This is a genomic window from Dongia sp. (assembly GCF_041918875.1).
Taxonomy (GTDB): Bacteria; Pseudomonadota; Alphaproteobacteria; order Dongiales; family Dongiaceae; genus Dongia.
Genome location: NZ_JAYRUV010000025.1, coordinates 15,027 through 39,689, shown reverse-complemented (window position 1 = coordinate 39,689; position 24,663 = coordinate 15,027). Strand labels below are relative to the sequence as shown.

Here is a 24,663-nt window from a genome sequence, read left to right as displayed (position 1 = left end):
ACGCTCCATTTCCGCAATCACACTCACCTCCTCCCACCTTCAGGGGGGAGGTCGGGAGGGGGGCCGCGTTCAGTCCGGCATTGCGTGAGTAATCACGCCTGTCCTCACCCGGCGACATACGTCGGCGGGGACCCGGGCATCCACTCCGTCAGCTGCAACAATGGATCCCCGGGTCTCCGCCCGGGGATGACGATTTATAAAATGCCACATGCGATAACTCCTCCCACCTTCAGGGGGGAGGTCGGGAGGGGGGCCGCGTTCAGTCCGGCATTGCGTGAGTAATCACGCCTGTCCTCACCCGGCGACATTCGCCGAGGAGCCCGCTTCAGGGAGAGCAATCGCATGTCGGCATGCGCCGACAGGGCCCGGGCACGACGAATTGGGGTACAGCCCTGTCCCTTCTTCTCCGCGTCGAGCGCTCTCGCTTATTCATCTTGCCTACGGCTTGGCCAGCACCAGCCCATAGCGCGTCATCACTTCCACCATGCGGGCGGGGTTGGGGCCGCCGGGGGCGCTTGCCACTTCGGCGATGTCGCGGAAATATTGGGCACCGATGTCGGGGGGTGAGGATGACCAGGGCCTTGGCCGTTACCTCATGCGGGTTGCTAAAGGCGTGGACCGAGCCCTTGGCCGTATACATGCGTTCGCCGGGTTTCAGATCGCGCGTTTCGTCGCCCACCGAATGGCGCAGGGGCCCTTCCAGCACATAGAGGATCTCTTTATTGTCGGTATGGCTGTGGGGCCGGCGGCACGCGGGTGCCAGGCGCCACGGCTTGTCTGCGCAGATCAGGATTTTACAAGCCACAAAACGGGATTTTAGATTGCCGCCCCCATCCCCATCCGCTCCGCCGCATCGACCAGATCTTCCGGCCGGTCACGCTCGCGCAGGGTGACGATGCTGTCATCGGCGGCGATCATCACCGCCTTGGCGCGCTGGCGGCCGCAATATTGGAACATCTCCTCCAGGCTATAGGCGCCGGTATCGAGCAAGGCCACGAGGTCGCCGGGGGCGGTGGCGGCGGGGAGGGCCCGGGTTTCCGGCAGCCGCACGGTCTTGGCCTTGAGCTCGGCCAGTACTTCCGGCGTCACCCCGGCAAGGCCGCTGAGCTTGGCCTCGATCGCCTCCCACAGATACTCGCCCTCGACATCGAAGAAGCAATCGGCCGAATCGCACAAGGGTCCGACGACGCGGAAATCCGCGTCCGCCGGCGCATCCATGCGGCTCGCATTGAGCATATGGTAGTACCAGCGCACGGCGGCTGAATCGAGGAGCAGGTTGTAGCCGGCATCGAGGAACAGCCACGGCGTGGCACCTCGGCGCTTCATGTTCTCGACGCGGGTCAGCAGCAGCGCGCAATCGGCCACCATGGACCGGCCGGGCTCGAAGAAGATTTCCGGGCTGGGCCCAAGCTCGCGCGCGGCGGCGCGGGAGACCGCCTCCATCATGCCGGCAGCCGGTTGCGCGGCGGCGAAGGCCGAGAGGTCGAAATCGCGCCCCGCATTGGCACCCTGCCTGCGATGCACATAATTGATCGGATAGCCGCCGCCGAGATTGAGATGCTTGAGCGGCTTGCCCAGATGCCCGGCGATCTCCCGCGCCTGGCGCGCGGTGAAGCTGACACTCTCCAGGAAATCCGGCAGGTCCAGCACCTGGCTGCCGATATGGAGATGCATGCCGGCCACGTCCAGCACACTCGTGTGGCTGCGGGCGATGTCGAGCGCCTCCCGAAGCTCCGCTTGGCCCATGCCGAACTTGCTGCGCTCGGACCCGGTCTGGATGCCGGCCGTGGCACCGCCGCCGATCCCCGGCACGATGCGCAAGGCGATTGTGGCGACCTTGCCCAGGCGCGTCGCCACCTCGGCAATGCGCGATAGTTCGAAGGCGGAATCGACATTGATCGCCTGGATGCCGAGCCCGATCGCCAGTTCCAGTTCGGCGACCGATTTGGCCACACCGTTGAAGACGATCTCGGCGGGTTTGAAGCCGGCGGCCCGCGCCTTCCACATTTCGCCGCCGGAATTCACCTCGATACTGAGGCCCTCCGCGCGGATGATTTTCAGCACATGCAGGTTGGAGCAGGCCTTGCTCGCATAAAAGATGCGCGCGCGCGGATGCCCGGCCCGGGCGGCGGCCAGCAGCGCCCTGGCATTGCCGGCGAGCTTGCGGCCGGAGAAGACGAAGAGCGGCGACCCGTGTTCGGTGGCCATCCGGCCGAGATCGTGCCCGTCCAGGGCCAGGTTCGGCCCCCTGGCGGTCAATTGCGGCGGCAGCTGGTGAAGCGTCGCGGCGTTCATCGCTTCATCTCACGATCGAGTGGGTAGATCGGTCGGGGCACATTTTGATAAGGCAGTCGATCATAGAAGGTCGTGCACAGCGCCCCGCTGTCGCAGACGATGACCTTGCCAGCAATCGGCTCGAAAGCGGCGCGGAAATGCTGCATCGACTTCAAACCGACCACCGTTTTGGCCGCCGGGTCGATGCCGAACGCCTTGAACTGCTGCAGATCGAGCATCTGCGCCGGCTCGGTCACCACCAGAATCTCGATTCCCTCCACCTCGATGACCGCCGAGGGTCCAAAAGAGAGCCTTAAACCCCCCACCATGGGCCCGTCGCCGGTATAGGCACCGTCGCTGATCAGCTTCAGTTTTCCAGTGATTTCAAGCGGCGTGCCGCCGAAACGCGGATCGGTCTTGCCGCCCAGTTTCACCGTGACCCTGTCGCCAACCTTCTGTTTATGCAGGAAAAGCGCGGTCTCGTTGTCGACCATCGGCCCAAAGGCCGCGTCCTTGATGCCGGCATCGAGCAAAGCTTTGAGAAGATTGGTGGAATCGCCATATCCGCCACCGCCCGGATTGTCGGCATAGTCGGCGACGATGAGGGGGCCATCGACCTTCCGGTAAGCCTTTGCAATCGCCGCCGCTTCCTCGACCGGCATGTAATAGTTCATGACGTCGAAGCGCTTCTCCCAGATATCCTCGGCGATGCTCTCGGCAAAGGCTTGATGCCGCTCGATATTTCCCGCCTTGGCATCGTAGGTGACCGTCACCGTCGGGCCGACATCCTTAATATCGGCATTGCCGAAGCCCGCATTGATGCTGACCGCCAGCACGCCCGGCTCCTTTTCATAGGCGATGGCCTGTTCGATGCGCGCGACCATCGGTCCCACATCGGTGCGCCCGCCATTGGCCTCGTCCAGCATCGGCCGGTGCGCGCGCAGGGTTCTGGGAAGGATCTCGCCCTTCATCGCGCGCTGCATGATCTCGCCCGAGAGCACCGCCACCGCGCGCATGTCGATATGCGGATAGGTCTTATATGAGACGATGATGTTGGCGAGCGCGCACATCTTGGGCGTCACATTGGCGTGCAAGTCCAAGGTGATGGCGATCGGCATGTCCGGTCCCACCACGGCGCGCAGGCGCTCCAGCAACTGCCCTTCGCCATCCTCGTCGAACTCCGTCACCATGGCGCCGTGGAGGCTCAGCAGAATGCCGTCGATCTTGTTGGCCTTCGCCGCCTCGACGATCGGGCCGGCGAGGCGGTCGAAGGCGTCGCGCGTCACACAGCCTGCCGGCTGCGCCGAGGCGCTCAGGACATGGATGATGTTCCAGCCGAATTTCCTGCCGCAATCGAGGAAGCCCGCCAGTTCGGTATTGGCATCGCCCCGCTCGCGGATGGCGTCTTTGCCGAAGAAGCCGTAGCGATCCATGAAGGCCGCGTAGTCGGTGAGGTTCTTGTTGAAGGTATTCGTCTCATGGGCGAATTCGGCGGTCAGCACGGTGAAGGTCATGGCTACTCCGGATCAAAGCGGGTGGTGGCAGGCGCTGGCATGGCCCGCGGAATCGGTGGCAAGTTCGGGCCGCTCGGCGCGGCATTTTTCATCCGCCAGCGGGCAGCGCGCGGCAAAGGCGCAACCCGGGGGCAGGTCGAAAGCGGAGGCGATCTCGCCAGTCAGGCGCCGGATCTGGCGTCTTTGGGCGGGGTCGGGGGCGAAATTGCTGTCGAGAAGCGTGCGCGTGTAAGGATGCCGTGGGCTTGCCTTGGGCTCGGGCAGGATCTCGACGATGCGCCCCAGATACATCACCACGATGCGGTCGCAGAAATAGCGCACCAGCCCCAGATCGTGGCTGATGAAAAGATAGGTGAGGCCCAGCTCCGCCTGCAGCTTCTCAAGCAAGGCCACGATCTGCGCCTGGATCGAGACGTCGAGGGAGGCCGTGGGCTCGTCCAGCACCAGGAAATCGGGGTTGAGCGCCAGCGCCCGCGCGATGCCGATGCGCTGGCGCTGTCCGCCCGAAAGCTGGTGCGGATAGGAACCGGCCATCTGCGCGCCGAGACCCACCATGGCCAGCAGATCCTCGACCTTGCCGCGTGCCTCGGCGGTGCTGAGGCGGATGCCCTGGATCGTGAACGGTTCCAGCAGCGCATCGGCCATGCTGAAGCGGGGGTCGATGGCGGAATAGGGGTCCTGGAAGACCATCTGCATGCGCCGGCGCAAGCGCCTGAGGTCGCCGGCGGAGAGGCCGCCAAGCTCGGTCCCGTCGAACCGGATTTCGCCGCCGGAGGGCCTCAGAAGGCGCAGCACCAGCCGCGCCAGGGTCGATTTCCCGCAACCGGATTCGCCGACGACGCCGGTCACCTTCCCGCGCGGCACGTCGAGATCGACACCGCTCACCGCCATCATGGCGCGCACCTTGCCGAAGAGGCCCTTGCGGCTTTCGAAGCGCTTGTCGAGCCGGCGCAGCTCGACCAGGTTCCGTGCATTCGTCATGCTTGGTCTTCCGGGAAATGGCAGGCCAGCTCGCCACCGCTATCGGACCGGAGCAGCGCCGGCACCGTGGCGGCGCAAGGGCTGCCACGCCGTTCGCAGCGCGGATGAAAGCGGCAGCCCTGCGGATAATGCGCCACACTCGGCACCGCGCCCGGAATGCCGACCAGGCTGCCGGGCGGCGTATCCTCGCGCGGGATGCAGCGGATGAGAGCACGCGTATAGGGATGGCGCGGGTTGGCGAAGATCGCCTGCACGCCATGGCTTTCGGCGATGCGCCCGGCATAGAGCACCACGACCCGGTCGCAGATCTGCGCCACGACGCCCATGTCATGGGTGATGAGGATGAGGGCGACGCCGCGTTCGCGCACCAGTTCGGCCAGCAGATCGACGATCTGCGCCTGGATGGTGACGTCCAAGGCCGTGGTCGGCTCGTCGGCGATGATGAGGTCGGGGTCGGCCGCCAGCGCCATGGCGATGACGATGCGCTGCTTCATGCCGCCCGAAAGCTGGTGCGGATAATGATGATAGATGGTGGCGGCCTCGGGGATGCGCAGCTTTTCCATGATCTCGATGCTGCGGGCCTGCGCCGCCTTGGCGTCGAGGCCCAGATGCAGGCTTCCCACCTGGTCGATCTGGGCACCGACGCGCATCACCGGGTCGAGCGAGGTCATCGGGTTCTGCGTGATGAAGGCGATGCGCTTGCCGCGCAGCTTGCGGAAGTCGGGCTCCGGCAACCTGGTGAGATCGACACCGTCGAAATGCACCGAACCGCGCTCGATCCGCCCGCCGATGAGCGGCAGCAGGCCCATGATTGTAAGGGCGGTCAGAGACTTGCCCGAACCGGATTCGCCGACGATGCCGAGGATCTGGCCCTTGTCGAGCGAGAAGGAAATGCCGTCCAGCGGCCGGATGCCATGGATGTCGATGGAAAGATTGCGCACGTGGAGAAGGGCCATGGCGTCAACCCTCCCGCAGCTTGGCGCGGATATCGAGCGCGCGGATAAGGGCGTCGCCGAAGAGATTGATCATGATGACGGTGGTGGCGACGGCGAGGCCCGGAAAGATGATGACCCAGGGTGCCTTGAAGATCAGCGCCGACCCGCTGCTCATCATGGCGCCCCAGGAGGGCACCGGCGGCTGGGCGCCGAGGCCGAAGAAGCCCAAGGTCGCCTCAAGGATGATGGCATCGCCGGTGGCCAGCATGCCGCAGACGATGACCGGTGCCAGCGCGTTGGGCATCAGGTGACGGAAGATGATGTGGCCATGGCCGGCGCCCAGATTGAGCGTCGCCTCGATATAGGTCTCGTTCTTCAAGCCGAGGATCTGGGCGCGGGTAAGGCGCGTGAACTGCGCGAGATAAGCGATGCCGATCGCCAGCATGGTGGAGGTGAGGCCCGGCCCGATGATGGCGACCAGGATGAGGGCGATGAGGATTTCCGGGAAGGACCAGGAGAGATCGACCGCTGCCGTCGTCATGCGGTCGAAAAGGCCGCCGAAATAGCCGGCCGCCGCCCCCAGCATCATGCCGATGAAGACCGAGACGCCGATCGAGGTGATGCTGACCGAGAGCGAGGTGCGCGCGCCGTACATGATGCGCGAGAGAACATCGCGGCCGAACTCGTCAGTCCCCAGCCAGTGCGCGAGACCTGGTGCCTGCGAGGCGATGGTCAGTTCCTGCACGTCGTAAGGATAGGGCGTGATCCAGGGGGCCGTGAGTGCCACCAAGGCAAGGATCAGCAGATAGGCACCGGCAATGCCGCCCTTGGCGCTCAGCAGGATCTTGCCCGCCGTGCTGCGCCGAAAGGAATGCCAGCGCGGAGATGAGGCCGCCATCTGGATCGTGCTCATGACATTGCATGCCTGACACGGGGGTCCATTGCCGCCTGCACCAGATCGCCGACGAGGGTTCCCAGCATCACGGCGATGGCCAGCATCAGCAGGCAGCCCTGCATGACCGGATAATCATGCTGGTTGAGTGCCTTGATGAGGAGCGTGCCGAGGCCGGGGCGGGCGAAGACGAATTCGACCGTGACGGCGCCACCCAGGATCCAGCCGATGCGCAGGCCGAGGATCGTGACGACTGGCATCAGGGCGTGGCGCAGCACATGCCTGAGCTGTATGCGGCGCGCGGGCAGGCCCTTGGCGTGGAGCAGTAGCACGAAATCCTTCTGCATCGTTTCCAGCATGGCGACACGGGTCACGCGCGCCACCAAAGCCGTGCCGCCAAGCCCGATGGTGAGCACGGGCAGGATCAGCGCCTGCCAGCTGCGGGCCCCCGAGACCGGCAGCCAGCCGAGCTGGACGGAGAAAAGGAGAATGAGCAGCAGGCCCAGCCAGAAGCTGGGCAAGGTGGAACCCAAGAGGATGCCGGCCATGACGCCCTGGTCGAGCCGGCTGTCCTTGTGGATGGCGGCAAGCGTGCCGGCGGCAATGCCGAGCAGGGTCGAAAAGAGAAGGGCAGCACCCCCAAGGCGCAGGCTGAAGGGAATATTCTGGGCAAGCAGATCGACCACCGGGCGGCGCATGACGATGGCGTCGCCGAGATCGCCCCGCGCCATGTTGCCGAGCCAGACCAGATATTGTTCGTAAAGCGGCCTGTCGAGCCCGTAGCGTGCGGCGATGACCGCTTTCTGCTCGGGGCTCGACCCGATGCGCACCAGATTGTCGATGGGATCGCCCGGGACCAGATGGATGATGCCGAAGATGATGATGGAAACGGTGAAGAAGACCGGGATCAGCAGCAACAGCCGCCGGACGATGTAGCTCAGCATCCCGGTCTTCTCCCGCATTCACTGCAGAACCTTGCTCGTCCCTCCCAAATAGAGCCGTCATTGCCGGGCTTGACCCGGCAATCCACTGTCGCGGTTGAGAGAGTGGATGCCCGGGTCAAGCCCGGGCATGACGGTGTTTCGGTGAGAGACGGCAAGACCATCAGCCTTTTACTCAACCACTTCCATGTCGAGTACCGAGGTCGATTCGATCTGGGTGGCACGGATCTTCTCGGGCAGCTTCAGGCGTTCCTTGTTGTAGCCGACATTCTGCACCGGCTGGTAGATCGGTGCGAAGACGAACTGCGACATGACATATTCATGATAGGCCTTGAAGTTGGCGATGCGCTCGCCTTGCGTCTTCGACTCCGTCATGGCCTTCAAGTTCAATTCCTGACCCTTCGGGTCGTTCCACATCGAGATGTTGGGATAGCCCAGACGCTCGCCGCTGAAGAACCAGTCGATGATGTCGGCATTGTTCCAATTGTAGGAACGCACCGCCAGCTGATGTTCGGTCTTCTTCTTGTACTGATCCTTGATGGCGCTGGAATCGAACACCGTGATCTCGGCATCCATGCCGACAGCCTTCAACTGCGCCTGCACTGCTTCCGTGAGACGCTTGAATTCGGTGTCGGACTGGGTCCACAGCTTCACCTTCAACGGCTTGCCGTCCTTCTGGCGGATGCCGCCATCGCCCATCTTCCAGCCGGCTTCGTCGAACATTCTGGCCGAACGTTCCGGATCGTAGGAGATGTTGAACTTCGGGTCGATCTCGGATTCCGGCAGCGCGCTGATGAGGAAGTTATGCGCTTCCGACCCCACGCCGCCATAGATGCTGGCCAGGATTTCCTTCTGGTTGATGGCGAAGGCGGTCGCTTCGCGCACCTTGATGTCGTCGAAGGGCGCGCTGGTCACGTTGATCGGCATGTAGGCCACGTCGAGGCCCGGCATGGTGAGGACCTGGACGTTGGCTTCCTTCTTGAGTTCGCCCAGGAAATCGGTGGGGACACCCAGCAGCAGGTCGACGCCGCCGGTCTTCAGTTCCAGGAACGCGGTCGATTCTTCCGGAATTTCGCGGAAGGTCAGCTTCTCGATCTTGGCCGGGCCCTTATTGTCGGAAAGTTCCGAACCCCATTTATAATCCTCGTTGCGGACCAGCACGGTTTCCTGGCCGACGGCGAAGCTTTCCAGTTTGTATGGGCCGGTGCCGATGGCTTGCGTGACGCCGAAATTGTCGCCGAGATCCTTATAGGCCTGGGGTGCCGGGATGCCCATGAAGCTGCTGGAGAAGTTGAACAGCAGATTGGGTTCCGGATGCTTCATGACGAACTTCACGGTGTAATCGTCGACTATCTCGACCTTGTCGATGGCGCCCACCATGTATTCGTTGTCGGTGCCGGTGAAGCTCGGGATCCAGGCGGCGATGGCGGCGGCGTTGAACGGCTCGCCGTCATGGAAGGTGACGCCATGTCTCAGATGGAAGATCCACTGCATGCCGTCCGGCGCTTCTTCCCAGGATTCCGCCAGATGCGGGTGGAAGCTCTGATCGGCATCCTGCACAACCAGCCGGTCGAAAATGAGCGAGGTGGCGGCATTCAGCATGGTCGCCTTGACCGGGTTGTAGGTGGGGGCGCCCACTTCGTTGGTGCCCATGACGAAGGTCGCTTCCTGCGACCAGGCGAGGCCCGAGGCACCGAAGGCGGCGCCGGCCAGGGTCATCAGCGCCGTGCCGCTGACGAGGAATGCTTTGCGCAATTGATATTTCAAGAAAGCCTCCATTTTTCAGTTTGTTGATCGTTGCTGGTGAGTAATCTTCTTTCAGGAAAGAGGACCGGAAGGTTCGCCAACATAGCCTGTGAAGCGGCTGTAGAGCGCCGAAACCTGGTTCATGCGCGCCTCGACCGAGGGGCCAAGCTCGTTGAAGATGCTGTTGATGAGAAGGGCGATGAGGCTGGCGACCGGTGCCGTCGAATCCCAGAACTGGTTGATGTCGGTCGGCACCACGAACATCTCATCGACCAGGTCGCGGCCCCAGTCGCAATAGGCATCGGTGATGAGGGTGGTGGAAATGCCGGCGCGTTTGGCCTCGGTCGCCAGTAATTTGGCGAGGCGCGAATAGCGGCGGCCTTCGATCAGGACCAGCCCGACCTTCTTCGGGTCGGCGAGCAGGATTTCGGAGAAATTGCCGCCGGCGAGATCGAGAAGATGCACGCCGGGGCGCACATATTGCAGCTGGTTGACCAGATATTGCGCGAGGCCCCGCTCGGTCTGGAAGCCCGCCACATGGATGTCCGGCAGGCGGGCGAGGCGCTTGACCGCGCGCTTCCATTCCTTGGTGTGGGCCAGTTCGTAATTGCTGACCAGGGCCGCGATTTCCATCTCCAGCCCGCGCGCCAGTTCGTCGTCGCCCTTGCGGCTCCGCTCGCGATAATCCTTCAGCCGGTCGCCGATCAGCCAGGGACGCTCGCCGATATCTGCCTTGAGGTCGGCCTTGAGATCCTTGAAATGCTGGTAGCCGATGGCGCGGCAGAAACGCCCGACCGACGGCTCCGAGACGCCCACTTTTTCTGCAAGCGTCGCCGCGTTCTCGAACGGCAGGCCGTTGAGATTGGCCAGCATGAAGCTGGCGATGGCCTTTTCGGTCCTGGTGGCGCGTTCGAGGCACGCGCTGAGGCGCTCTCGCACCGATTGGCGGTTCGTTTCACGCATGTGCCGACCCCGTTCCTGGCGGTACGCCTTGTCGCGGCCCCTGCCCTGGTCGGGGTTAAGAGGCCGGCGGCGAACCTTCATCGTCATTTCGCTAGTTTTCTAACAAACTGTCAATAGAGTTTGTTTTCTATCATTTTGTGGCGGATGACGGAGACGGACCACCCGCGCTTGCCCGGCCGCTTCGATGCCCGCTACAAGAACGCCTGGACATGAGGGATAAGGATCTGGCGATGCGGGCGGTAAACCCCGGACAGGCCACGAAGAGCGGTGCCACGGTGACGATCTGGGCCAAGCAGGCCTGGCCGTGGCTGCTGCTGTTGCTGCTCTCGCTGGGCTTTGGCGTTTACGTGCGCTATGGGCTCATCCAATCGACGCCGATCGGCCTGATGTGCCAGGCGTCGGAGCCGGCCTGGTTCTGCGGGCCCCGCCATCTGCTGTGGCAGATCGGGAATATGAACGGCTGGGGCTGGGGGGCGATGATCGGGGGTATGCTCGCCATTCTGTTCGGCTGGCGTGCCGCCATCGTGCTGGCCATCGTCGCCGGCGGCGCCGGCCTTGCCCTCTACAATGCGGGCCCGGCCGCCTTCGGTTTGCTGCTGGCCCTTATGCGGCTGGTACGGCGCTGAGGCGGCGCAGCGGCCCGCGCCACGCGCCGGCGATGTTGAGCGTAAAGAGCAGGAGCAGGCCGCAGAAGCTCAGGGCCTGCCAGTTGAGCGGGCCTTCGAACCAGGCGATGAAGGCGGTGCAGGCGACGAAGATCGCCGACAGGATGCGTTCCTCGCGCCCGTCGACGATGGGAGCCAGCAGCTTGCCGCTTCTCCATTGCAGCGCCAGGAAGGCAAAAGCCGGCACGGCATAGGTCGCCAGCGGAAAGCCGCGATAGCGGCTGTCGAAGGCCAGGGCCAAGGCGATCGTGGCGGCACCCAGCAGCACGATCAGGCGCAAGAGGGCGGCAACCGGGACCGGACGCGTGTCGAGTGCCAGCAGCCAGCGCGTGGCGGTGCCGAGCGGCGCCGTGGCGATCTCCGCATTGCCGCGCAAGGCTGCGGCGAGGACCGCCAGGGATTGCAGCAGCAGGCCGATTTCGACCGCGAGATCGGCATGGGTGACGTAGATGAGATGGGCGCGTTCCGCCTGTAGCGTGATGAGCGCAGCCCCGGCCATCGCCGCGAAGGAACGTGCCGCCGTGCCGCGCCAGCCGGCGGTGCCGGGCCGCGCCAGCGCCAGGGCGCCAAGCCCCACGAGGATGCTGATCGTGGCGAGCCAGGGCCAGTTCGGGTGGTTGCTGACCGGCCCGAACCAGTCGAACTTGGCATGGCGCGCTGTGTCGAACAGGCCCCAATAGCCGCCGACGGCACCTTCCTGCTGCCGTTTCCAGGGCTGGTCGAAGGCTTCGATGAAATTGTAATCGAGCTCATGCGCCTTGGCGTAGACCAGGAAATCGCGCAAATACCGCGCCTGGTCGACGATGCTGGGGATGGCGTCTTCGCGGGCGCGGCCGGCGGACGGCCAGCCGGTTTCGCCGATCATCAAGCGCTTGCCCGGGAACTGGCGCTGCATTTCGGAGAGCACATATTCGAGATGCGGAATGGCCATGGTCGAGGGCGCCGGATCATCCTCCCAATAAGGAAGGATGTGGATGGTCATATAGTCGACCGCATCGACCAGCGCCTTTGGCGCCTTCTGCCAGAAACCCCAGACATCGGCGTAGGTTGTCGGCAGGCCAGTGGCCTGCTTCACCCGTGTCACCAAGCCCGCCAGCGTCTCGCCGCTCTGCTCACCGCGCAGCAGCACCTCGTTGCCGACGATGATCGCCTTGATCGCTTGTCGGTGCGCCCTGGCCAGCTCGATCGCCTTTTCAATCTGCAGTTCGAAAATGGCCGGTTCGGCACTGATCCAGATGCCGAGCAGCACCTGCATGCCACGCGCCTCGGCCAGGGGCACCACCTGGTCGAGCCCCTGGTCGGTCGCATAAATGCGCACGCAATCGGTGATCGGCTGCAACTGGTCGAGATCCTCGGCGATCTGCGCCGGGGGGATGACGAGGCTGCGGTCATAGGGCGTCTGGTCGCCGCGGAAGGGCGTGTAGCTGACGCAATGCAGTTTCGGTTCTGGCGCCGGCGGCAGATCGACCGGCCGGCCAAGATATGCCCAGAAGCCGATCGCGGCCAAGGCCGCCAGCAGCAGCGGCAATCCCCACAGCCTTGCCATCACGTCCCCTTCAGGCGGCTTTCTTGGTCTCGGGCGTCACATCGAGGCTCAAATCCTCGCCGCTTGCCACGGCCAGCGCCGCGGTGAGCGAGGGTTCGGCACCGCCGCGCCGCTGGCCCAGGCGCAATGCATTGATCATGGAAAGGAGCAGGGCCGAGAAGAAGGGCAGCGATTGCACGAAGAGCAGGATGGCCCATAGGAAGGCGGCGGGTTCCAGGCTGCGTTCCTCGATCGTCCAGATGCCGCAACCGACCAGGATGAGGAAGATCGCGGTCTCCTCGCGCGCCGAAACCAGCCCGCGGAGCGCCGCCGGGGCATTCTCCATCTTCGGCGTGCGGTGGAAGGGCAGGTTCGAGGTGAAGATACCGCGCCACACCGCCTTGCCAACGGAATAGGACAAGGCAAGGCCGGCAAGGCTGGCGCCGATATTGTCCCAGATGCTGCACGGCACCTTCTGCGCATAAAGCCAGAAGGACTTGCCCACCTTGAAGGCGAACATGCCGATGGTGACGAAGAGATAGACCGTGAGCGGCGGGGCGATGTATTGCGGCCACAGGATCATGCCCACCGTCCAGGCGATGGCGAGCGCTATGAAGGATATCTGCAGGCCGTCGGCGATCCAGGGCAGCCAGCCCGCCAGGAACTGGTAGCGCTGCGCCGGCTCCAGGCGCTTGCCCATGAAGGGCAGCAGATCGCGCCAATGGCTTTTCAGGATCTGCATGGCGCCGTAGGCCCAGCGATAGCGCTGCTTCCTGAACGCATCGAAACTGTCGGGCATCAGGCCGCGGCCATAGCTCTTCTCGGTATAGACCGCCTTGTGCCCGGCCTCGAAGAGGCGGAGGCCCAGTTCGGCATCCTCGGTGATGCACCATTCCGCCCAGCCGCCGGCCTGCGTCAGCGCCGAGCGGCGGATGAGGGCCATGGTGCCGTGCTGGATGATGGCATTCTTCTCGTCGCGGCTCTTCATGCCCAGATAGAAGAAGCCGGCATATTCCCAGAAGCACATGCGCTTGAAGAGGTCTTCATGCCCGTCGCGGTAATCCTGCGGCGCCTGCACCAGCGCCACCTGCGGGCTCGAAAAATGCGGCACCAGATCGGAAAGCCAGCTCGCGCGCACGATGTAATCGCTGTCGATGGTGGCGATGATCTCGGCCTCGGGATGCGTCTCGGTCAGTGCATAGTTCAAGGCGCCCGCCTTGAAGCCCGGCCATTTGGGCAGATGGAAGAAGCGGAAATTCGGCCTGTTGAGGGATTTGATGTAAGCCTCGACCGGCTGCCAGACGGCATCGTCCTTGGTGTTGTTGTCGATGATGAGGACTTCGAAATTGGGATAGTCGAGCCGCTCCAGCGCCTGGATGGTCTCGATCATCATGTCGGGCGGTTCGTTATAGCAGGGGACGTGCACCGACACCTTGGGCAGCTTCCACGAGCTGTGGATGGGCGGCGGCACGAGGCTGCGCTTCGACTGCCCCAGCCACAGATTGACAGCCATCTCCAGCCCCTCGATGAGGAAGATGGTGAGCAGCAGCAAGACCGCCGGCGCCACCGCCACCATGGCGAGGACGTCATACATCGTCAGGTAGAGTTGGCTGTATTGCGCATAGATGAGCACGGCGGTGATGACGCCGCCATAACCCAGCATGGCGACGAAGAAGCGGCCGCGCCGCTTCATGCCAAGCTCGGTGCGCATCAGGAACAAGACGAAGGGCAGGCCGATGACGATCGAGGCGATGGCGAAGGCCGGCCAGTCGGCGAAGTTGATGAGATTGCCTTGAAGGGCTGGCTTGGGCTGCCGGTCGGCATTCCACAGGCCCCAATAGGCGCCGACACCGCCTTCGACCGCGATCTTCCACGGCTGGTCGAAGGCTTCGATGACGTTGTAGTCGATATCGGCCTTTTTCGCCTCGACCAGGAAGCGCCGCAGGAACAGGCCCTGATTGACCGGCGAGGCGACGGCCCCGCCCTTGTCCTGATATTCCGGGCCTTCCTCGGGCAGGGTCGAGCGGGTGAGGCCTTCGCTGGGCCAGCCGACTTCGGCGATGAGGATGCGCTTGTCGGGATATTTCTTCTGGACCGCGTAATAGCGGTCGAGCGTCCATTTCAGTGCCTGATCGATATTGATGCCGTTCCAGAAGGGCAGGATATGGACGGCAATGAAATCGACCTCGGCCACCAGGTCGGGATTTTCCAGCCAGATGTCGAAGGGCTCGGCGGTCGAGACGGGCAGGTCGCTGGCCGCCTTGACGCGGCGCAGATAGCCGACCAGTTCCGCCTTCGCTTCCGCCTCCTTGTCGCGGTTGCGATGGAGATACTCGTTGCCGACAATCAGCTGATTGACCGAGCCCACGTCATGGGCGATCGCCACGATATTGGCGATTTCCTCTTCATTGATCTTCTTGTCGACATCGATCCAGGCACCGGCGGTGACGTTGAGGCCCATTTCGGCGGCGATGGCCGGGATGCGCTGGGCGACGCCGGTCGCTTCGTAAGTGCGGACCGAGCGCGTAAGACCCGCCACCAATTGCAGGTCCTCGCGGATTTCCTCGATGGTCGGTTCGCGCTTCGCGAGCGAGGTCGGATCCTGCCGCCAGGCGGCATAGGACACGCCCCTGAGATCGCCCTGGAATGGATCGGCGTCGATCGTCGGATTGAGGACGAACCAGGCGGCCGCGACCATGGCCGCCAGAGCAAGGCCGATGAGCCAGTTACTGAAACGCATGTCTATCCCGAACCCGATTGCCAACCGGTCGCAGGCAAATCATGCGCCTGTCCCGCGCCATCGGCCCCGACCAAGGAATGACTAGTTTAAAACCGCGCCGCGCAAATCCTGGCACCATCCCGATCCGCACGGCTATCGCAACGCAAAATCACCATTTTCCGCAGCTTTGGCAAGAGGCAGCCCCGCCGCAGCAGTAACAACATCGCGTGATCGCTGTGACGGGGGTTGGTGAGGCCGCCAACGCATATTAACCACGCCCGCCGCCGGTTGGTTCCGCCGCCGTCGACCCCGCCCTGAAAGTGGGCGGGGAAGGGCGCGCTTCGGCTCAGCCCAGTTCCTTGAACCTTTCCATGCCCTGGACCAGGGCGGCGCGGGTGCCGGGTTCCATGGCGGAATGGCCGGCATCGGGGATGATCTGGTAGCGCGCTTCCGGCCAGGCGCGCGCGAGATCGTCGGCCGAGCGGATCGGGCAGACCAGATCGTAGCGCCCCTGCACGATGAAGGCCGGAATCTTGCGGATACGGCCGACATTCTCGAGCAGGAAATTCTCCGGCAGGAAGATGCTGTTGGTAAAATAATGGGCTTCCATCCGGGCCAGCCCCAAGGCCAGCGTGTCGCCGGAAAAGGCCTGGATCGTTTCCGGGCTTGGCAACAGGGTGGAGCAGCTGCCCTCGTAAATGCTCCAGGCCCTGGCCGCCGGCATATGCGCCTTGGGATCGGTGTTCATCAGCCGCTTCATATAGGCGCCGAGAAGGTCATGGCGCTCGGATTCCGGGATATAGCCGGAAAAGGCGCGCCAGGCCTCCGGCGCCAACTCCTTGAGGCCGTAGAGGAACCAGTCGATTTCCGACTTACGGCACAGGAAAATGCCGCGCAAAGCCAGCCCCCGGACCCGGTCGGGATGGAATTCGGCATAAGCGAGGGCCAGGGTCGAACCCCAGGAACCGCCGAAAACGAACCAGGAATCGATCTCCAGGTGCCGGCGCAGCCGCTCCATATCCTCGATGAGGAGCGGCGTGGTGTTGTCCCGGATCTCGCCCAGGGGCTTCGAGCGGCCGCTGCCGCGCTGGTCGAAGATGACAATGCGGTAATGTTTGGGGTCGAAAAAGCGCCGGTGGCTGGCATTGGCACCGGCGCCGGGACCCCCATGCAGGAACACGACGGGGACGCCCTTCGGGTTGCCGCTTTCCTCGAAATACATCGTATGGAGCTCATCCAGCGCCAGTTCGCCGGTGCGAAAAGGAGCGATGTCGGGATAGAGGTCTTTCTGAGCCATGCGGCGGAAATCCTTGGGGTGCCATGAGGGAGGCGCGATAAGATCGGCAGCCCTTATAGCATGGCGTAAAAAGAGCGCCACGCTCCCCTGCCCGGCGGGGGCGGGATAGCGTCGTGCCGGAACCGATCGCGCCTTCGTGACGTTGCGGCTGCGGCGGGCGGGCGGAAAATTATGGCATTCCGGCCCGGCCGCCGCGCTAATATCCGGCGACGTCACAGATTCGCGCTCGGAGCCGCCACATGCGTTTCAAACATTCCCTCGCATTTCTTCTCCTCGCCGGCGCATCGCTGCTGGTTTCGGGCTGCATGCAGGCGACGAGTCCCGCCACGGGCCGCACCTTCTCGACCCCTATCTCGGAAGCGCAGGAAAACAAGATCGGCGCCGAGGAACATCCGAAGATCCTCGCGGAATTCGGCGGCGCCTACAGCGAAAAGCCGGCGCTCAACACCTATATCGACAGTGTCGGCCAGTTCGTGGCGGCGACGTCGGAACGCCAGGACGTGAAATACACCTTCACCGTCCTCAATACCGCCGACATCAACGCCTTCGCGCTGCCCGGCGGCTATATCTACATCACGCGCGGCCTGCTGGGTCTCGCGGTCAACGAGGCGGAGGTGGCGGGCGTGCTCGGCCATGAAGTAGGCCATGTGACCGCGCGCCACACCGCCGAACGGATGGGCCAGCAGCAGAAGGCGCAGCTTGGCGTGCTCGCCGGCGTGCTCCTGGGCAGCATCCTGGGGGGCGAACAGGGCGGGCAGCTTGGCGGACAATTGGCGACCGAGGGCGCCCAGACCTATCTCGGTCACTATTCGCAGGACCAGGAGTTCGAGGCCGACACGCTGGGCGTTCGCTACCTGAAGCGCGCCACCTACGATCCGCAGGCGATGGCGAGTTTTCTGTCGGCCCTCAACGCCGACACGCATCTTCAGGCGCGGCTTGCTGGCAATGAAGCCGCAGCCGATGCCTACAGCATGAAGCAGAGCCACCCCAGGACCGCCGATCGCGTGCAGCAGGCGATCAATGCGGCTGGCCCCGCGACCCCCGGCGCCATGCTGGCGCGCAATGAATTCCTCACCAAGATCGACGGCATCCTGTGGGGCGAAGATCCCAATGACGGCGTGGTCAAGGGGCGCGAATTCATCCATCCGGGCCTACGCTTCACCTTCACGGCGCCCCCGGGCTTCAAGCTGCAGAACCAGCCGAGCCAGGTGGTGGGCCAGGGCAAGAACGCCGCGATGATCTTCGACATGGGACCGAAGAATGTAGGCGACCTGGCGGCCTATGTGCAGAGCCAATGGAACCCGAAGGCCAAGGTCACGGATGTGCAGCGCATCGACATCAACGGCATGGAAGGGGCGACCGGCATCGCGCAAGGATCGGTCAACAACCAGCCGGCGATGTTCCGCCTCGTCGCCGTGCGCTTTCCGGACAACCGCGTCTACCGCTTCCTGTTCATGGCGTCCACGAACGGTTTCCAGAGCATGGATTCGGTCTTCGGCGCCGCGGCGAATTCCTTCCGGCAGCTCGCCACCAACGAGGCTACCGGCTACAAGCCGATGCGCATCCGGGTGGTCGAGGTCAAAGCCGGCGATACCATCGACAGTCTGGCCGCCCGCATGGCGGTGCCGGAAGCCAAGGTGGACTGGTTCAAGATCCTCAATCGCCTCGATCAGGGCCAGCCGCTGCAGGCGGGCCAATTGGTGAAGATCGTGAGCTATTGATGGCCCGATAGAGACCCCGCGCCATGGCGCGCTCTTCCGATTCAACGACCTGGCGTTTTTCGATCTGGCTGGTGCTGGCCGCGACCTTTGGCGGCTTGGCCGCGATCGCGATCGCGGTCGTGGCGCTGGTCATCAATGCCATCGCCTATGAAAACACCTACAATCTGCTCAACACGATCGCCGACCGCGAGATTACGACGCTGGAACAGGCGCTGAAGAATGAGCTCGACCCGGCGCTGGAGCAGGTGCGGTTTCTTTCCGGCTATCTCGCCAGCGCCAAGGTGACCCCCGATGACGATGCGCGTCTTTCCGACCTGCTGATGGGCTCTCTCGCCGCCTCGCCGCAGCTCACCGCGGTCAGTTTCATCCGCACCGATCTCAGCGTGGTGGTCGCCTCGCGCCAGCTCAACGGCAAGCTCTACGTCACCAAGGTGGCGGACGGGACGCGCGATGCCGGCTTCCGCCGCGCCTACCGGGTTGGCATGGAGGCGGATGAACCGATCTGGGATATCCCGATCTACCTGCCCGAGATTGAGAAGCCGGTCATGTCGACCCTGGCTCCGGTGCACCGGCGCGGCGAGCCGCTCGGCGTTTTCGCGGCGGTCGTCTCGCTGCCGGAAATCTCGCAGCATCTCAAGGACCGGGCAGGGCCTTTCACCACCCCCTTCGTCCTGGGCGAAAAGGATGTCGTCTTCTCGCACCGCAATCTGTTCAGCGGCGATTTCCATCTCGACTACGACCGGCCCTTGCCGCGCTTCGACGAGATCAACGACCCGGTCCTCGCGCAGTTCGACAGGACAAAATCCTATGAGGTGCTGCCGCCGGGGTCGCACACGACGCCTTTCCGCGAGCAGGAAAATGTGACGGTCGGCGATGCATCCTATCTCATCATCTTTAAGGATATACCGGCGCTGCTGAAGCGCCCGCTCACCGTCGGCGTCTATCTGCAATCGACGGTCGTCGAGAACGTGTTCGAAGCGCTGTGGCAGACGCTCTACGGCGCCGGCATCGTCATTCTCATCGCGGTCGCCCTGGCGCTTTTCCTGGGGCGCCGCATCGGCCAGCCGATGCGCGAACTGGCCGATGCGACCCGCCACCTGGCGGCACTCGATTTCGGCGGTGCACCGGAACTGGCGCGCAGCCGCTTCACGGAAATCGACATCGCCAACCGCGCCTATAACAGCATGCGTGCTGGCCTGGGCTGGTTCTCGACCTATGTGCCGGGCTCGCTGGTGCCGCATCTGATGCGCCCCAGCAGCAGCGAGATCCTTGCCTCGCGCGAGGTCGAGGTGACGGTGCTTTTTACCGATATCATCGGCTTTTCCGGCATCGCCCAGCGCCTCAGTCCGCGGCGCCTCGCCGCCTTCCTCAACCGGCACTTCTCCCTGCTGGGCAGCCATATCGTCGCCGAAGGCGGCAGCATCGACAAATATATCGGCGATTCCATCATGGCTTTCTGGGGGGCGCCGGAAGCGCAGGAAGATCATACGCTGCGCGCCGTCCACGCAGCGCAACGCATCAACGCACGCCTGTCCGCCGACAATGCGCGGCGCGGGCGCAAGGGGCTTGCGCCCGTGCGTATCCGCATCGGCATCCATAGCGGCCGCGCCATCGCCGGCAATATCGGGGCACCCGGCCGCATCAATTACACGCTGGTGGGCGACACGGTGAACATCGCCCAGCGCCTGGAACAGTTCGGCAAGCAGGTCGATGACGGCACGCGCTCGGCCATCGTCAGCATCAGCGCCGATGCGGCCAGATTGCTGCCGCCCGATATCGCGCTGACGCCGCTTGGCGCCGAAATATTGCCCGGCCGCAACACGGCGACGGAGATCTACCGGGTGGAGTAGCAGGGCTATCGCATGTACCCAAGTTCGTCATGCCCGGGCTTGATCCGGGCATCCAGTCCATCAGCCGCACCACTGGATCCCCGGGGCCCCGCCGACGCGGGCCATGACAAGTTTGGAGTCGGCGAGACAGCGACCTGCGTGCGGGCATGATGCTGCGTATGGACGAGGTGTCCTACGGCCACACCACCTCCGGGGGCAGCGACGTCAGAATGGCTTCGGTGTTGCCGCCGGTCTTCAGGCCGAAGGTCGTGCCGCGATCGTAGAGCAGGTTGAATTCGACATAGCGGCCCCGGCGCACGAGCTGGCGGTGCCGTTCTTCCGGGGTCCAGGTCTTCCCCATGTTCCGCCGCACGATCTCGGGATAGATGTCGCGGAAGGCGACGCCGACACTTTGCGTGAAGGCGAAGTCGCGCGACCAGTCGCCGGTATTGAGATGGTCGTAAAAGATGCCGCCGAGCCCGCGCGGCTCGTTACGGTGCGGCAGGAAGAAGTATTCATCGCACCATTTCTTGAAGCGCGGATAGTAATCGGGATCCTGCGCGTCGCAAGCGCCTTGCAGGGCGGCGTGAAACATCGCCGCGTCCTGCGCGTGGTTCTCGGGAAACATCGGCGTGAGATCCGCACCACCCCCGAACCAGGCCTTGGACGTCACGATGAGGCGCGTATTCATATGCACCGCCGGCACATGGGGCGAGCACAGATGCGCCACCAGGCTGATGCCGCTGGCCCAGAACTGCCCGTCGCCGGCGGCCCCCGGAATCTGCTGGCGGAATTCGGGCGAGAAGGTGCCGAAGACGGTCGAGATGTTGACGCCGACCTTTTCGAAGAGGCGCCCCTTCATGACCGACATGGTTCCGCCCCCGCCTCCTTCGCGCTCCCAGATGGTGCGCTCGAAACGTCCCGGCTTCCTGTCCGGATTGAGGTTGGGATGCGACGAGAAGGCATCTTCCAGATCCTCGAAGCCGCGGCAGATATCGTCCCGCAAGGTCTGGAACCAGCGGCGCGCCTGCTCCTGGTAATCGTCGGGGAAGGGGGCGCCGGCGAGGTCGGGGTCGCTATAGGGAATCATGCAAGGCTCGAAAATCCGGTTTGGCGAAGGGCTTCCGCGGCGACCACGGCAGCGGCGATGGCGACATTGAGCGATCTCATGCCGGGGCGCAACGGAATGACCAGCCGCTGGTCGGCGGCCGCGTGCACCGCCTCCGGAACCCCGCCCGATTCGCGCCCGACCATGATGCTGTCATCGGCACGGTAGGCGAACTCCTGATAGGGCACCGCCGCCTTGGTCGACAGCAGCAGCAGGCGCCCGGCTAGGGCCGGATTGGCGGCCCGCCAGGCCAGATAGGCGTTCCAGGACGTGTGGCGCAGGAGGGTGACGGAATCGATATAGTCCATGCCGGCCCGCCGCATCCTTGCATCGTCGAAAATGAAACCGCAGGGGAAAACAACGTCGATCGCCAGATTCCAGCAGGCGCCAAGGCGCAGAAGCGTGCCGGTATTCTGTGGAATGTCCGGCTCGAACAGGACCAACCGCATGATATGATTATACTTTCACTAATCGGGGCGACAGAGGCGACATGCTGCCTCACCTTGCAAATCAAGAGGAATTGTTTATACCCTTGCCCCGGTTAAGGGGGAATGCCGGGCCCAGCGGGTCGCGGCCGGGATGAGACGATATGTCGTCTTTAACTGCGGCGTTCTGTCGCGTCCCGGGTTTGCGGCCGGCTTCGGGCGCCATGGTATAACCCCCGGGAAATTTTGGGTATTCGGGGCTTGTCTGCGTTCCCAGAGCCATGCGCGAAGCGTGGTGATAGGCGCGGGCGGGTTTCTCTTGCCGGAGGGACAAGGAATATGGCGGACCACGCGCAAACGCCCACTGGGCATGCCTCGGACGTAGAAGGCACGCGGCGCGACTTTCTCTATTTGACCGCAGCATCGGTGACCGCCTTCGGCGCGGCCTCCGCTTTGTGGCCGTTCGTGAGCTCCATGAACCCGTCGAAGGACGTGCTGGCGCTCTCCTCGATCGAGGTCGATATCGGCCAGGTGGCCGAAGGCCAGGCGATCACGGTGAAGTGGCGCGGCAAGCCTGTCTTCATCCGCCACCGCACGGCGGCCGAGATCGAGCTGGCCAAGAAGGACGATTCGGCCGACATGAAGGATCCGCAGCCTGATGAAGTGCGCGCGCAGAAGCCGGAATATCTGGTTCTGGTCGGTGTCTGCACGCATCTGGGCTGCGTGCCGCTGGGACAGAAGGATGCCGAGCCCAAGGGTGAGTTCGGCGGCTGGTACTGCCCCTGCCACGGGTCGCAATACGACACCTCCGGCCGCATCCGCAAAGGCCCGGCGCCGCTCAACCTGGAGGTTCCGGCCTACCAGTATGTCAGCGACACCGTCGTGAAGATCGGTTGAGGGAGCGGGGACAAGCCATGAGCGCCAAATTCAAGAACCCGGTCATCCGCTGGATCGACCATCGCCTGCCGATCTTCACCTTCCTCGACCACGAAGCCAACGAATATCCGACCCCGAAAAACCTCAGCTACTGGTGGAATTTCGGCAGCCTCGCCGGCTTCATGCTGGTGGTCATGATGGCGTCGGGCATCTTCCTTGCCATGCAGTACACGCCGCATGTCGATATGGCCTTCAATTCGGTCGAACGCATCATGCGCGACGTGAATTACGGCTGGCTGCTGCGCTACATCCACATGAACGGCGCGTCGATGTTCTTCGTCGTCGTCTACATCCACATGTTCCGCGGCCTCTATTTCGGCTCCTACAAGGCGCCGCGCGAATTGCTGTGGCAGTTGGGTGTCGTCATCCTGCTCCTGATGATGGCCACCGCCTTCATGGGCTACGTGCTGCCCTGGGGCCAGATGAGCTTCTGGGGCGCCACCGTGATCACCAACCTGTTCTCGGCGCTGCCGTGGGTGGGCGAGCATATCGTGACGCTGCTCTGGGGCGGTTTCTCTGTCGACAACCCGACCTTGAACCGCTTCTTCTCGCTCCACTACCTGCTGCCCTTCGTGCTGCTGGGCGTCGTGGTGCTGCATATCGTGGCCCTGCACCGCTTCGGCTCCAACAATCCGATCGGCATCGACACCAAGGGCCCGCAGGACACGATCCCCTTCCATCCGTATTACACGGTGAAGGACATGTTCGGCCTGGGCGTGTTCATGATCTTCTACGCATATTGGATCTTCTACGCGCCGGTGACCCTGGGCGATCCGGTCAATTTCGTGCCGGCCAACCCGCTCTCGACGCCGGAGCATATCGTCCCTGAATGGTACTTCCTGCCTTTCTACGCGATCCTGCGCTCGATCCCGGACAAGCTGCTGGGCGTCATCGCCATGTTCGCCTCGATCCTGGTGCTGCTCGTCCTGCCCTGGCTCGACCGCTCGCCGGTCCGTTCGGGCCGCTATCGGCCGGTCTTCAAATGGTTCTTCTGGATGCTGGCGTTCGACTGCGCGATCCTCACCATCTGCGGCAAGAACCCGCCGGACTGGCTGTGGTCGCCGCTGTCGTTCAGCATCGCCCCCGACACGGGCCAGGGCGGCATCAGCATCATCGCCATGGGCCAGCTGGCGACGACCTATTACTTCGCCTACTTCCTGGTGATCCTGCCGCTGCTCTCGATCTTCGAGCGCGCGCTGCCGGTTCCCCTCTCGATCTCACGCCCGGTCCTTGGCGGCGGTGGCGGCCATGCCGCGATCGCCCAGGCCCCGCACTCGCCGATGGAGAAGCTCTGATGAGCGTAAAGTCGCTGCTCCTCAAGGGCATCACCGCACTGGTCGGCCTCGTCGCCGTCCTCTTCGTCGCCGCGACGCCACAGCACGGCGTCCATGTCGAAAAGGAATCCTGGTCGTTCCAGGGCTTCTTCGGCAAGTTCGACCGCCCGCAGCTGGCTCGCGGCTTCCAGGTCTATAAGGAAGTCTGCTCGGCCTGCCATTCGATGGACCTGCTCTCCTACCGCAACCTGCAGGAGATCGGATTCTCGGAAGATGCGGTGAAGGAAATCGCCGCTTCCGTCACCGTCATGGACGGCCCGAACGACGATGGCGACATGTTCGAACGTCCGGGCAAGCCCTCGGATCCGTTCAAGGCGCCCTTCGCCAACGAACAGGCGGCGCGGGCCTCGAACAACGGCGCCCTGCCGCCGGATCTCTCGCTCATCGCCCGTTCCCGCGCCGGCGCCGGTTTCGGCGCCCATGAAGGTGCCGATTACATCCACGGCATCCTCACCGGCTATAAGGAGCCGCCGGCCGGTTTCCACCTCAATGACGGGATGAACTATAACGAGGGCTTCGTCGGCCATCAGATCGCGATGCCCAATCCGCTGTCCGAGGGCGCCGTCTCCTACGCCGACGGCACCGAAGCCAGTGTCGAGCAGATGTCGCAGGATATCGCCGTGTTCCTGACCTGGACGGGCGAGCCGAATTATGAAAGCCGCATCCGCACCGGCTTGAAGGCGATGCTGTTCCTCGTCGCCTTCACGCTCATCGCTTATGCCGCCAAGCGAAAGATCTGGGCCAGCATTCACTGACCCGGATCGCATTCCAACCCGCGAGACCGCCGCTTCGGGGAACCGGGGCGGCGGTTTTCTTTTATGCGTGTCAGAAATTGCGCTGCTGTCACGCATGTTCGCT

Annotated in this window: 20 protein-coding genes; 6 read left to right on the top strand and 14 right to left on the bottom strand. The window is 63.8% G+C overall.

What is annotated here, in order from left to right; genetic code table 11:
• Positions 1 to 325: 325 nt before the first annotated feature.
• From ACE3TY_RS20170 to ACE3TY_RS20130, 9 genes are all read right to left on the bottom strand, one after another.
• Positions 326 to 805, bottom strand: coding sequence for a cupin domain-containing protein (locus ACE3TY_RS20170; protein WP_374656374.1), 480 nt, complete (start codon positions 803 to 805; stop codon positions 326 to 328).
• 11 nt (positions 806 to 816) lie between these two features.
• Positions 817 to 2,295, bottom strand: coding sequence for a hypothetical protein (locus ACE3TY_RS20165; RefSeq protein ID WP_374656372.1), 1,479 nt, complete (start codon positions 2,293 to 2,295; stop codon positions 817 to 819).
• On the bottom strand, positions 2,292 to 3,788 hold the full coding sequence (locus ACE3TY_RS20160; RefSeq protein WP_374656371.1) for a M81 family metallopeptidase: 1,497 nt from the start codon (positions 3,786 to 3,788) through the stop codon (positions 2,292 to 2,294). Before ACE3TY_RS20160 ends, ACE3TY_RS20165 begins: the two co-directional genes overlap by 4 nt.
• Positions 3,789 to 3,800: 12 nt before the next feature.
• Complete coding sequence (locus ACE3TY_RS20155; RefSeq protein WP_374656369.1) at positions 3,801 to 4,769, bottom strand: ABC transporter ATP-binding protein; 969 nt, start codon at positions 4,767 to 4,769, stop codon at positions 3,801 to 3,803.
• Entirely contained in the window at positions 4,766 to 5,725 is a 960-nt protein-coding gene (locus ACE3TY_RS20150) for an ABC transporter ATP-binding protein (RefSeq protein WP_374656367.1), read from the bottom strand. Before ACE3TY_RS20150 ends, ACE3TY_RS20155 begins: the two co-directional genes overlap by 4 nt.
• Before the next feature lie 4 nt (positions 5,726 to 5,729).
• Complete coding sequence (locus ACE3TY_RS20145) at positions 5,730 to 6,617, bottom strand: ABC transporter permease (RefSeq protein ID WP_374656365.1); 888 nt, start codon at positions 6,615 to 6,617, stop codon at positions 5,730 to 5,732.
• Entirely contained in the window at positions 6,614 to 7,558 is a 945-nt protein-coding gene (locus ACE3TY_RS20140; protein ID WP_374656363.1) for an ABC transporter permease, read from the bottom strand. Before ACE3TY_RS20140 ends, ACE3TY_RS20145 begins: the two co-directional genes overlap by 4 nt.
• Positions 7,559 to 7,708: 150 nt before the next feature.
• The gene (locus ACE3TY_RS20135; protein ID WP_374656361.1) at positions 7,709 to 9,304 is read right to left on the bottom strand and encodes an ABC transporter substrate-binding protein; all 1,596 of its coding nucleotides are present in this window, start codon (positions 9,302 to 9,304) and stop codon (positions 7,709 to 7,711) included.
• 51 nt (positions 9,305 to 9,355) lie between these two features.
• Positions 9,356 to 10,246 (bottom strand): MurR/RpiR family transcriptional regulator, encoded by an 891-nt coding sequence (locus ACE3TY_RS20130; RefSeq protein ID WP_374656359.1) that lies wholly within the window; start codon positions 10,244 to 10,246, stop codon positions 9,356 to 9,358.
• A 230-nt stretch (positions 10,247 to 10,476) separates the two neighbouring features.
• Here ACE3TY_RS20130 and ACE3TY_RS20125 point away from each other — a divergent pair, with 230 nt between their 5' ends.
• Entirely contained in the window at positions 10,477 to 10,872 is a 396-nt protein-coding gene (locus ACE3TY_RS20125; protein WP_374656357.1) for a hypothetical protein, read from the top strand.
• Here the strand turns inward: ACE3TY_RS20125 and ACE3TY_RS20120 are convergent.
• The 3 genes from ACE3TY_RS20120 to pip all read right to left on the bottom strand — a co-directional run bounded on the left by ACE3TY_RS20120 (position 10,850) and on the right by pip (position 16,452).
• The gene (locus ACE3TY_RS20120) at positions 10,850 to 12,457 is read right to left on the bottom strand and encodes a hypothetical protein (RefSeq protein WP_374656355.1); all 1,608 of its coding nucleotides are present in this window, start codon (positions 12,455 to 12,457) and stop codon (positions 10,850 to 10,852) included. The two genes, ACE3TY_RS20125 and ACE3TY_RS20120, sit on opposite strands and share 23 nt — an antisense overlap.
• Positions 12,458 to 12,467: 10 nt before the next feature.
• Positions 12,468 to 15,176: a glycosyltransferase family 2 protein gene (locus ACE3TY_RS20115; RefSeq protein WP_374656353.1), complete on the bottom strand. Its 2,709-nt coding sequence runs from the start codon at positions 15,174 to 15,176 to the stop codon at positions 12,468 to 12,470.
• 325 nt (positions 15,177 to 15,501) lie between these two features.
• Complete coding sequence (gene pip, locus ACE3TY_RS20110; RefSeq protein ID WP_374656351.1) at positions 15,502 to 16,452, bottom strand: prolyl aminopeptidase; 951 nt, start codon at positions 16,450 to 16,452, stop codon at positions 15,502 to 15,504.
• Positions 16,453 to 16,691: 239 nt separating this feature from the next.
• Between pip and ACE3TY_RS20105 the strand changes: the two genes are divergently transcribed.
• Together ACE3TY_RS20105 and ACE3TY_RS20100 are read left to right on the top strand one after the other, a co-directional pair.
• Positions 16,692 to 18,173, top strand: coding sequence for a M48 family metalloprotease (locus ACE3TY_RS20105; protein ID WP_374656349.1), 1,482 nt, complete (start codon positions 16,692 to 16,694; stop codon positions 18,171 to 18,173).
• Positions 18,174 to 18,196: 23 nt separating this feature from the next.
• Positions 18,197 to 20,023: an adenylate/guanylate cyclase domain-containing protein gene (locus ACE3TY_RS20100; protein WP_374656347.1), complete on the top strand. Its 1,827-nt coding sequence runs from the start codon at positions 18,197 to 18,199 to the stop codon at positions 20,021 to 20,023.
• 172 nt (positions 20,024 to 20,195) lie between these two features.
• Here ACE3TY_RS20100 and hemF read toward each other — a convergent pair whose 3' ends face one another.
• Together hemF and ACE3TY_RS20090 are read right to left on the bottom strand one after the other, a co-directional pair.
• Positions 20,196 to 21,092, bottom strand: a complete 897-nt coding sequence (gene hemF, locus ACE3TY_RS20095; protein WP_374656345.1) for an oxygen-dependent coproporphyrinogen oxidase — start codon at positions 21,090 to 21,092, stop codon at positions 20,196 to 20,198.
• Complete coding sequence (locus ACE3TY_RS20090) at positions 21,089 to 21,559, bottom strand: tRNA (cytidine(34)-2'-O)-methyltransferase (RefSeq protein ID WP_374656343.1); 471 nt, start codon at positions 21,557 to 21,559, stop codon at positions 21,089 to 21,091. The genes hemF and ACE3TY_RS20090 overlap by 4 nt, the downstream gene beginning before the upstream one ends.
• 315 nt (positions 21,560 to 21,874) lie before the next feature.
• On the opposite strand from ACE3TY_RS20090, the gene petA reads away from it, so the two are divergent.
• From petA to ACE3TY_RS20075, 3 genes are read left to right on the top strand one after another with little or no spacing between them, the layout of a single operon-like run.
• Entirely contained in the window at positions 21,875 to 22,432 is a 558-nt protein-coding gene (gene petA / locus ACE3TY_RS20085) for a ubiquinol-cytochrome c reductase iron-sulfur subunit (protein ID WP_374656341.1), read from the top strand.
• A 17-nt stretch (positions 22,433 to 22,449) separates the two neighbouring features.
• The gene (locus tag ACE3TY_RS20080; protein WP_374656339.1) at positions 22,450 to 23,766 is read left to right on the top strand and encodes a cytochrome bc complex cytochrome b subunit; all 1,317 of its coding nucleotides are present in this window, start codon (positions 22,450 to 22,452) and stop codon (positions 23,764 to 23,766) included.
• Entirely contained in the window at positions 23,766 to 24,560 is a 795-nt protein-coding gene (locus ACE3TY_RS20075) for a cytochrome c1 (RefSeq protein ID WP_374656337.1), read from the top strand. Before ACE3TY_RS20080 ends, ACE3TY_RS20075 begins: the two co-directional genes overlap by 1 nt.
• The last annotated feature ends 103 nt before the right edge of the window (positions 24,561 to 24,663 follow it).

Excerpts from the sequence above, each read along its gene's own strand:
- ACE3TY_RS20165 (WP_374656372.1), bottom strand. The coding sequence starts at position 2,295 with ATGAACGCCGCGACGCTTCACCAGCTGCCGCCGCAATTGACCGCCAGG.
- ACE3TY_RS20160 (WP_374656371.1), bottom strand. The coding sequence starts at position 3,788 with ATGACCTTCACCGTGCTGACCGCCGAATTCGCCCATGAGACGAATACC.
- ACE3TY_RS20155 (WP_374656369.1), bottom strand. The coding sequence starts at position 4,769 with ATGACGAATGCACGGAACCTGGTCGAGCTGCGCCGGCTCGACAAGCGC.
- ACE3TY_RS20150 (WP_374656367.1), bottom strand. The coding sequence starts at position 5,725 with ATGGCCCTTCTCCACGTGCGCAATCTTTCCATCGACATCCATGGCATC.
- ACE3TY_RS20145 (WP_374656365.1), bottom strand. The coding sequence starts at position 6,617 with ATGAGCACGATCCAGATGGCGGCCTCATCTCCGCGCTGGCATTCCTTT.
- ACE3TY_RS20140 (WP_374656363.1), bottom strand. The coding sequence starts at position 7,558 with ATGCGGGAGAAGACCGGGATGCTGAGCTACATCGTCCGGCGGCTGTTG.
- ACE3TY_RS20130 (WP_374656359.1), bottom strand. The coding sequence starts at position 10,246 with ATGCGTGAAACGAACCGCCAATCGGTGCGAGAGCGCCTCAGCGCGTGC.
- ACE3TY_RS20125 (WP_374656357.1), top strand. The coding sequence starts at position 10,477 with ATGCGGGCGGTAAACCCCGGACAGGCCACGAAGAGCGGTGCCACGGTG.
- ACE3TY_RS20120 (WP_374656355.1), bottom strand. The coding sequence starts at position 12,457 with ATGGCAAGGCTGTGGGGATTGCCGCTGCTGCTGGCGGCCTTGGCCGCG.
- ACE3TY_RS20115 (WP_374656353.1), bottom strand. The coding sequence starts at position 15,176 with ATGCGTTTCAGTAACTGGCTCATCGGCCTTGCTCTGGCGGCCATGGTC.
- pip (WP_374656351.1), bottom strand. The coding sequence starts at position 16,452 with ATGGCTCAGAAAGACCTCTATCCCGACATCGCTCCTTTTCGCACCGGC.
- ACE3TY_RS20105 (WP_374656349.1), top strand. The coding sequence starts at position 16,692 with ATGCGTTTCAAACATTCCCTCGCATTTCTTCTCCTCGCCGGCGCATCG.
- ACE3TY_RS20100 (WP_374656347.1), top strand. The coding sequence starts at position 18,197 with ATGGCGCGCTCTTCCGATTCAACGACCTGGCGTTTTTCGATCTGGCTG.
- hemF (WP_374656345.1), bottom strand. The coding sequence starts at position 21,092 with ATGATTCCCTATAGCGACCCCGACCTCGCCGGCGCCCCCTTCCCCGAC.
- ACE3TY_RS20090 (WP_374656343.1), bottom strand. The coding sequence starts at position 21,559 with ATGCGGTTGGTCCTGTTCGAGCCGGACATTCCACAGAATACCGGCACG.
- petA (WP_374656341.1), top strand. The coding sequence starts at position 21,875 with ATGGCGGACCACGCGCAAACGCCCACTGGGCATGCCTCGGACGTAGAA.
- ACE3TY_RS20080 (WP_374656339.1), top strand. The coding sequence starts at position 22,450 with ATGAGCGCCAAATTCAAGAACCCGGTCATCCGCTGGATCGACCATCGC.
- ACE3TY_RS20075 (WP_374656337.1), top strand. The coding sequence starts at position 23,766 with ATGAGCGTAAAGTCGCTGCTCCTCAAGGGCATCACCGCACTGGTCGGC.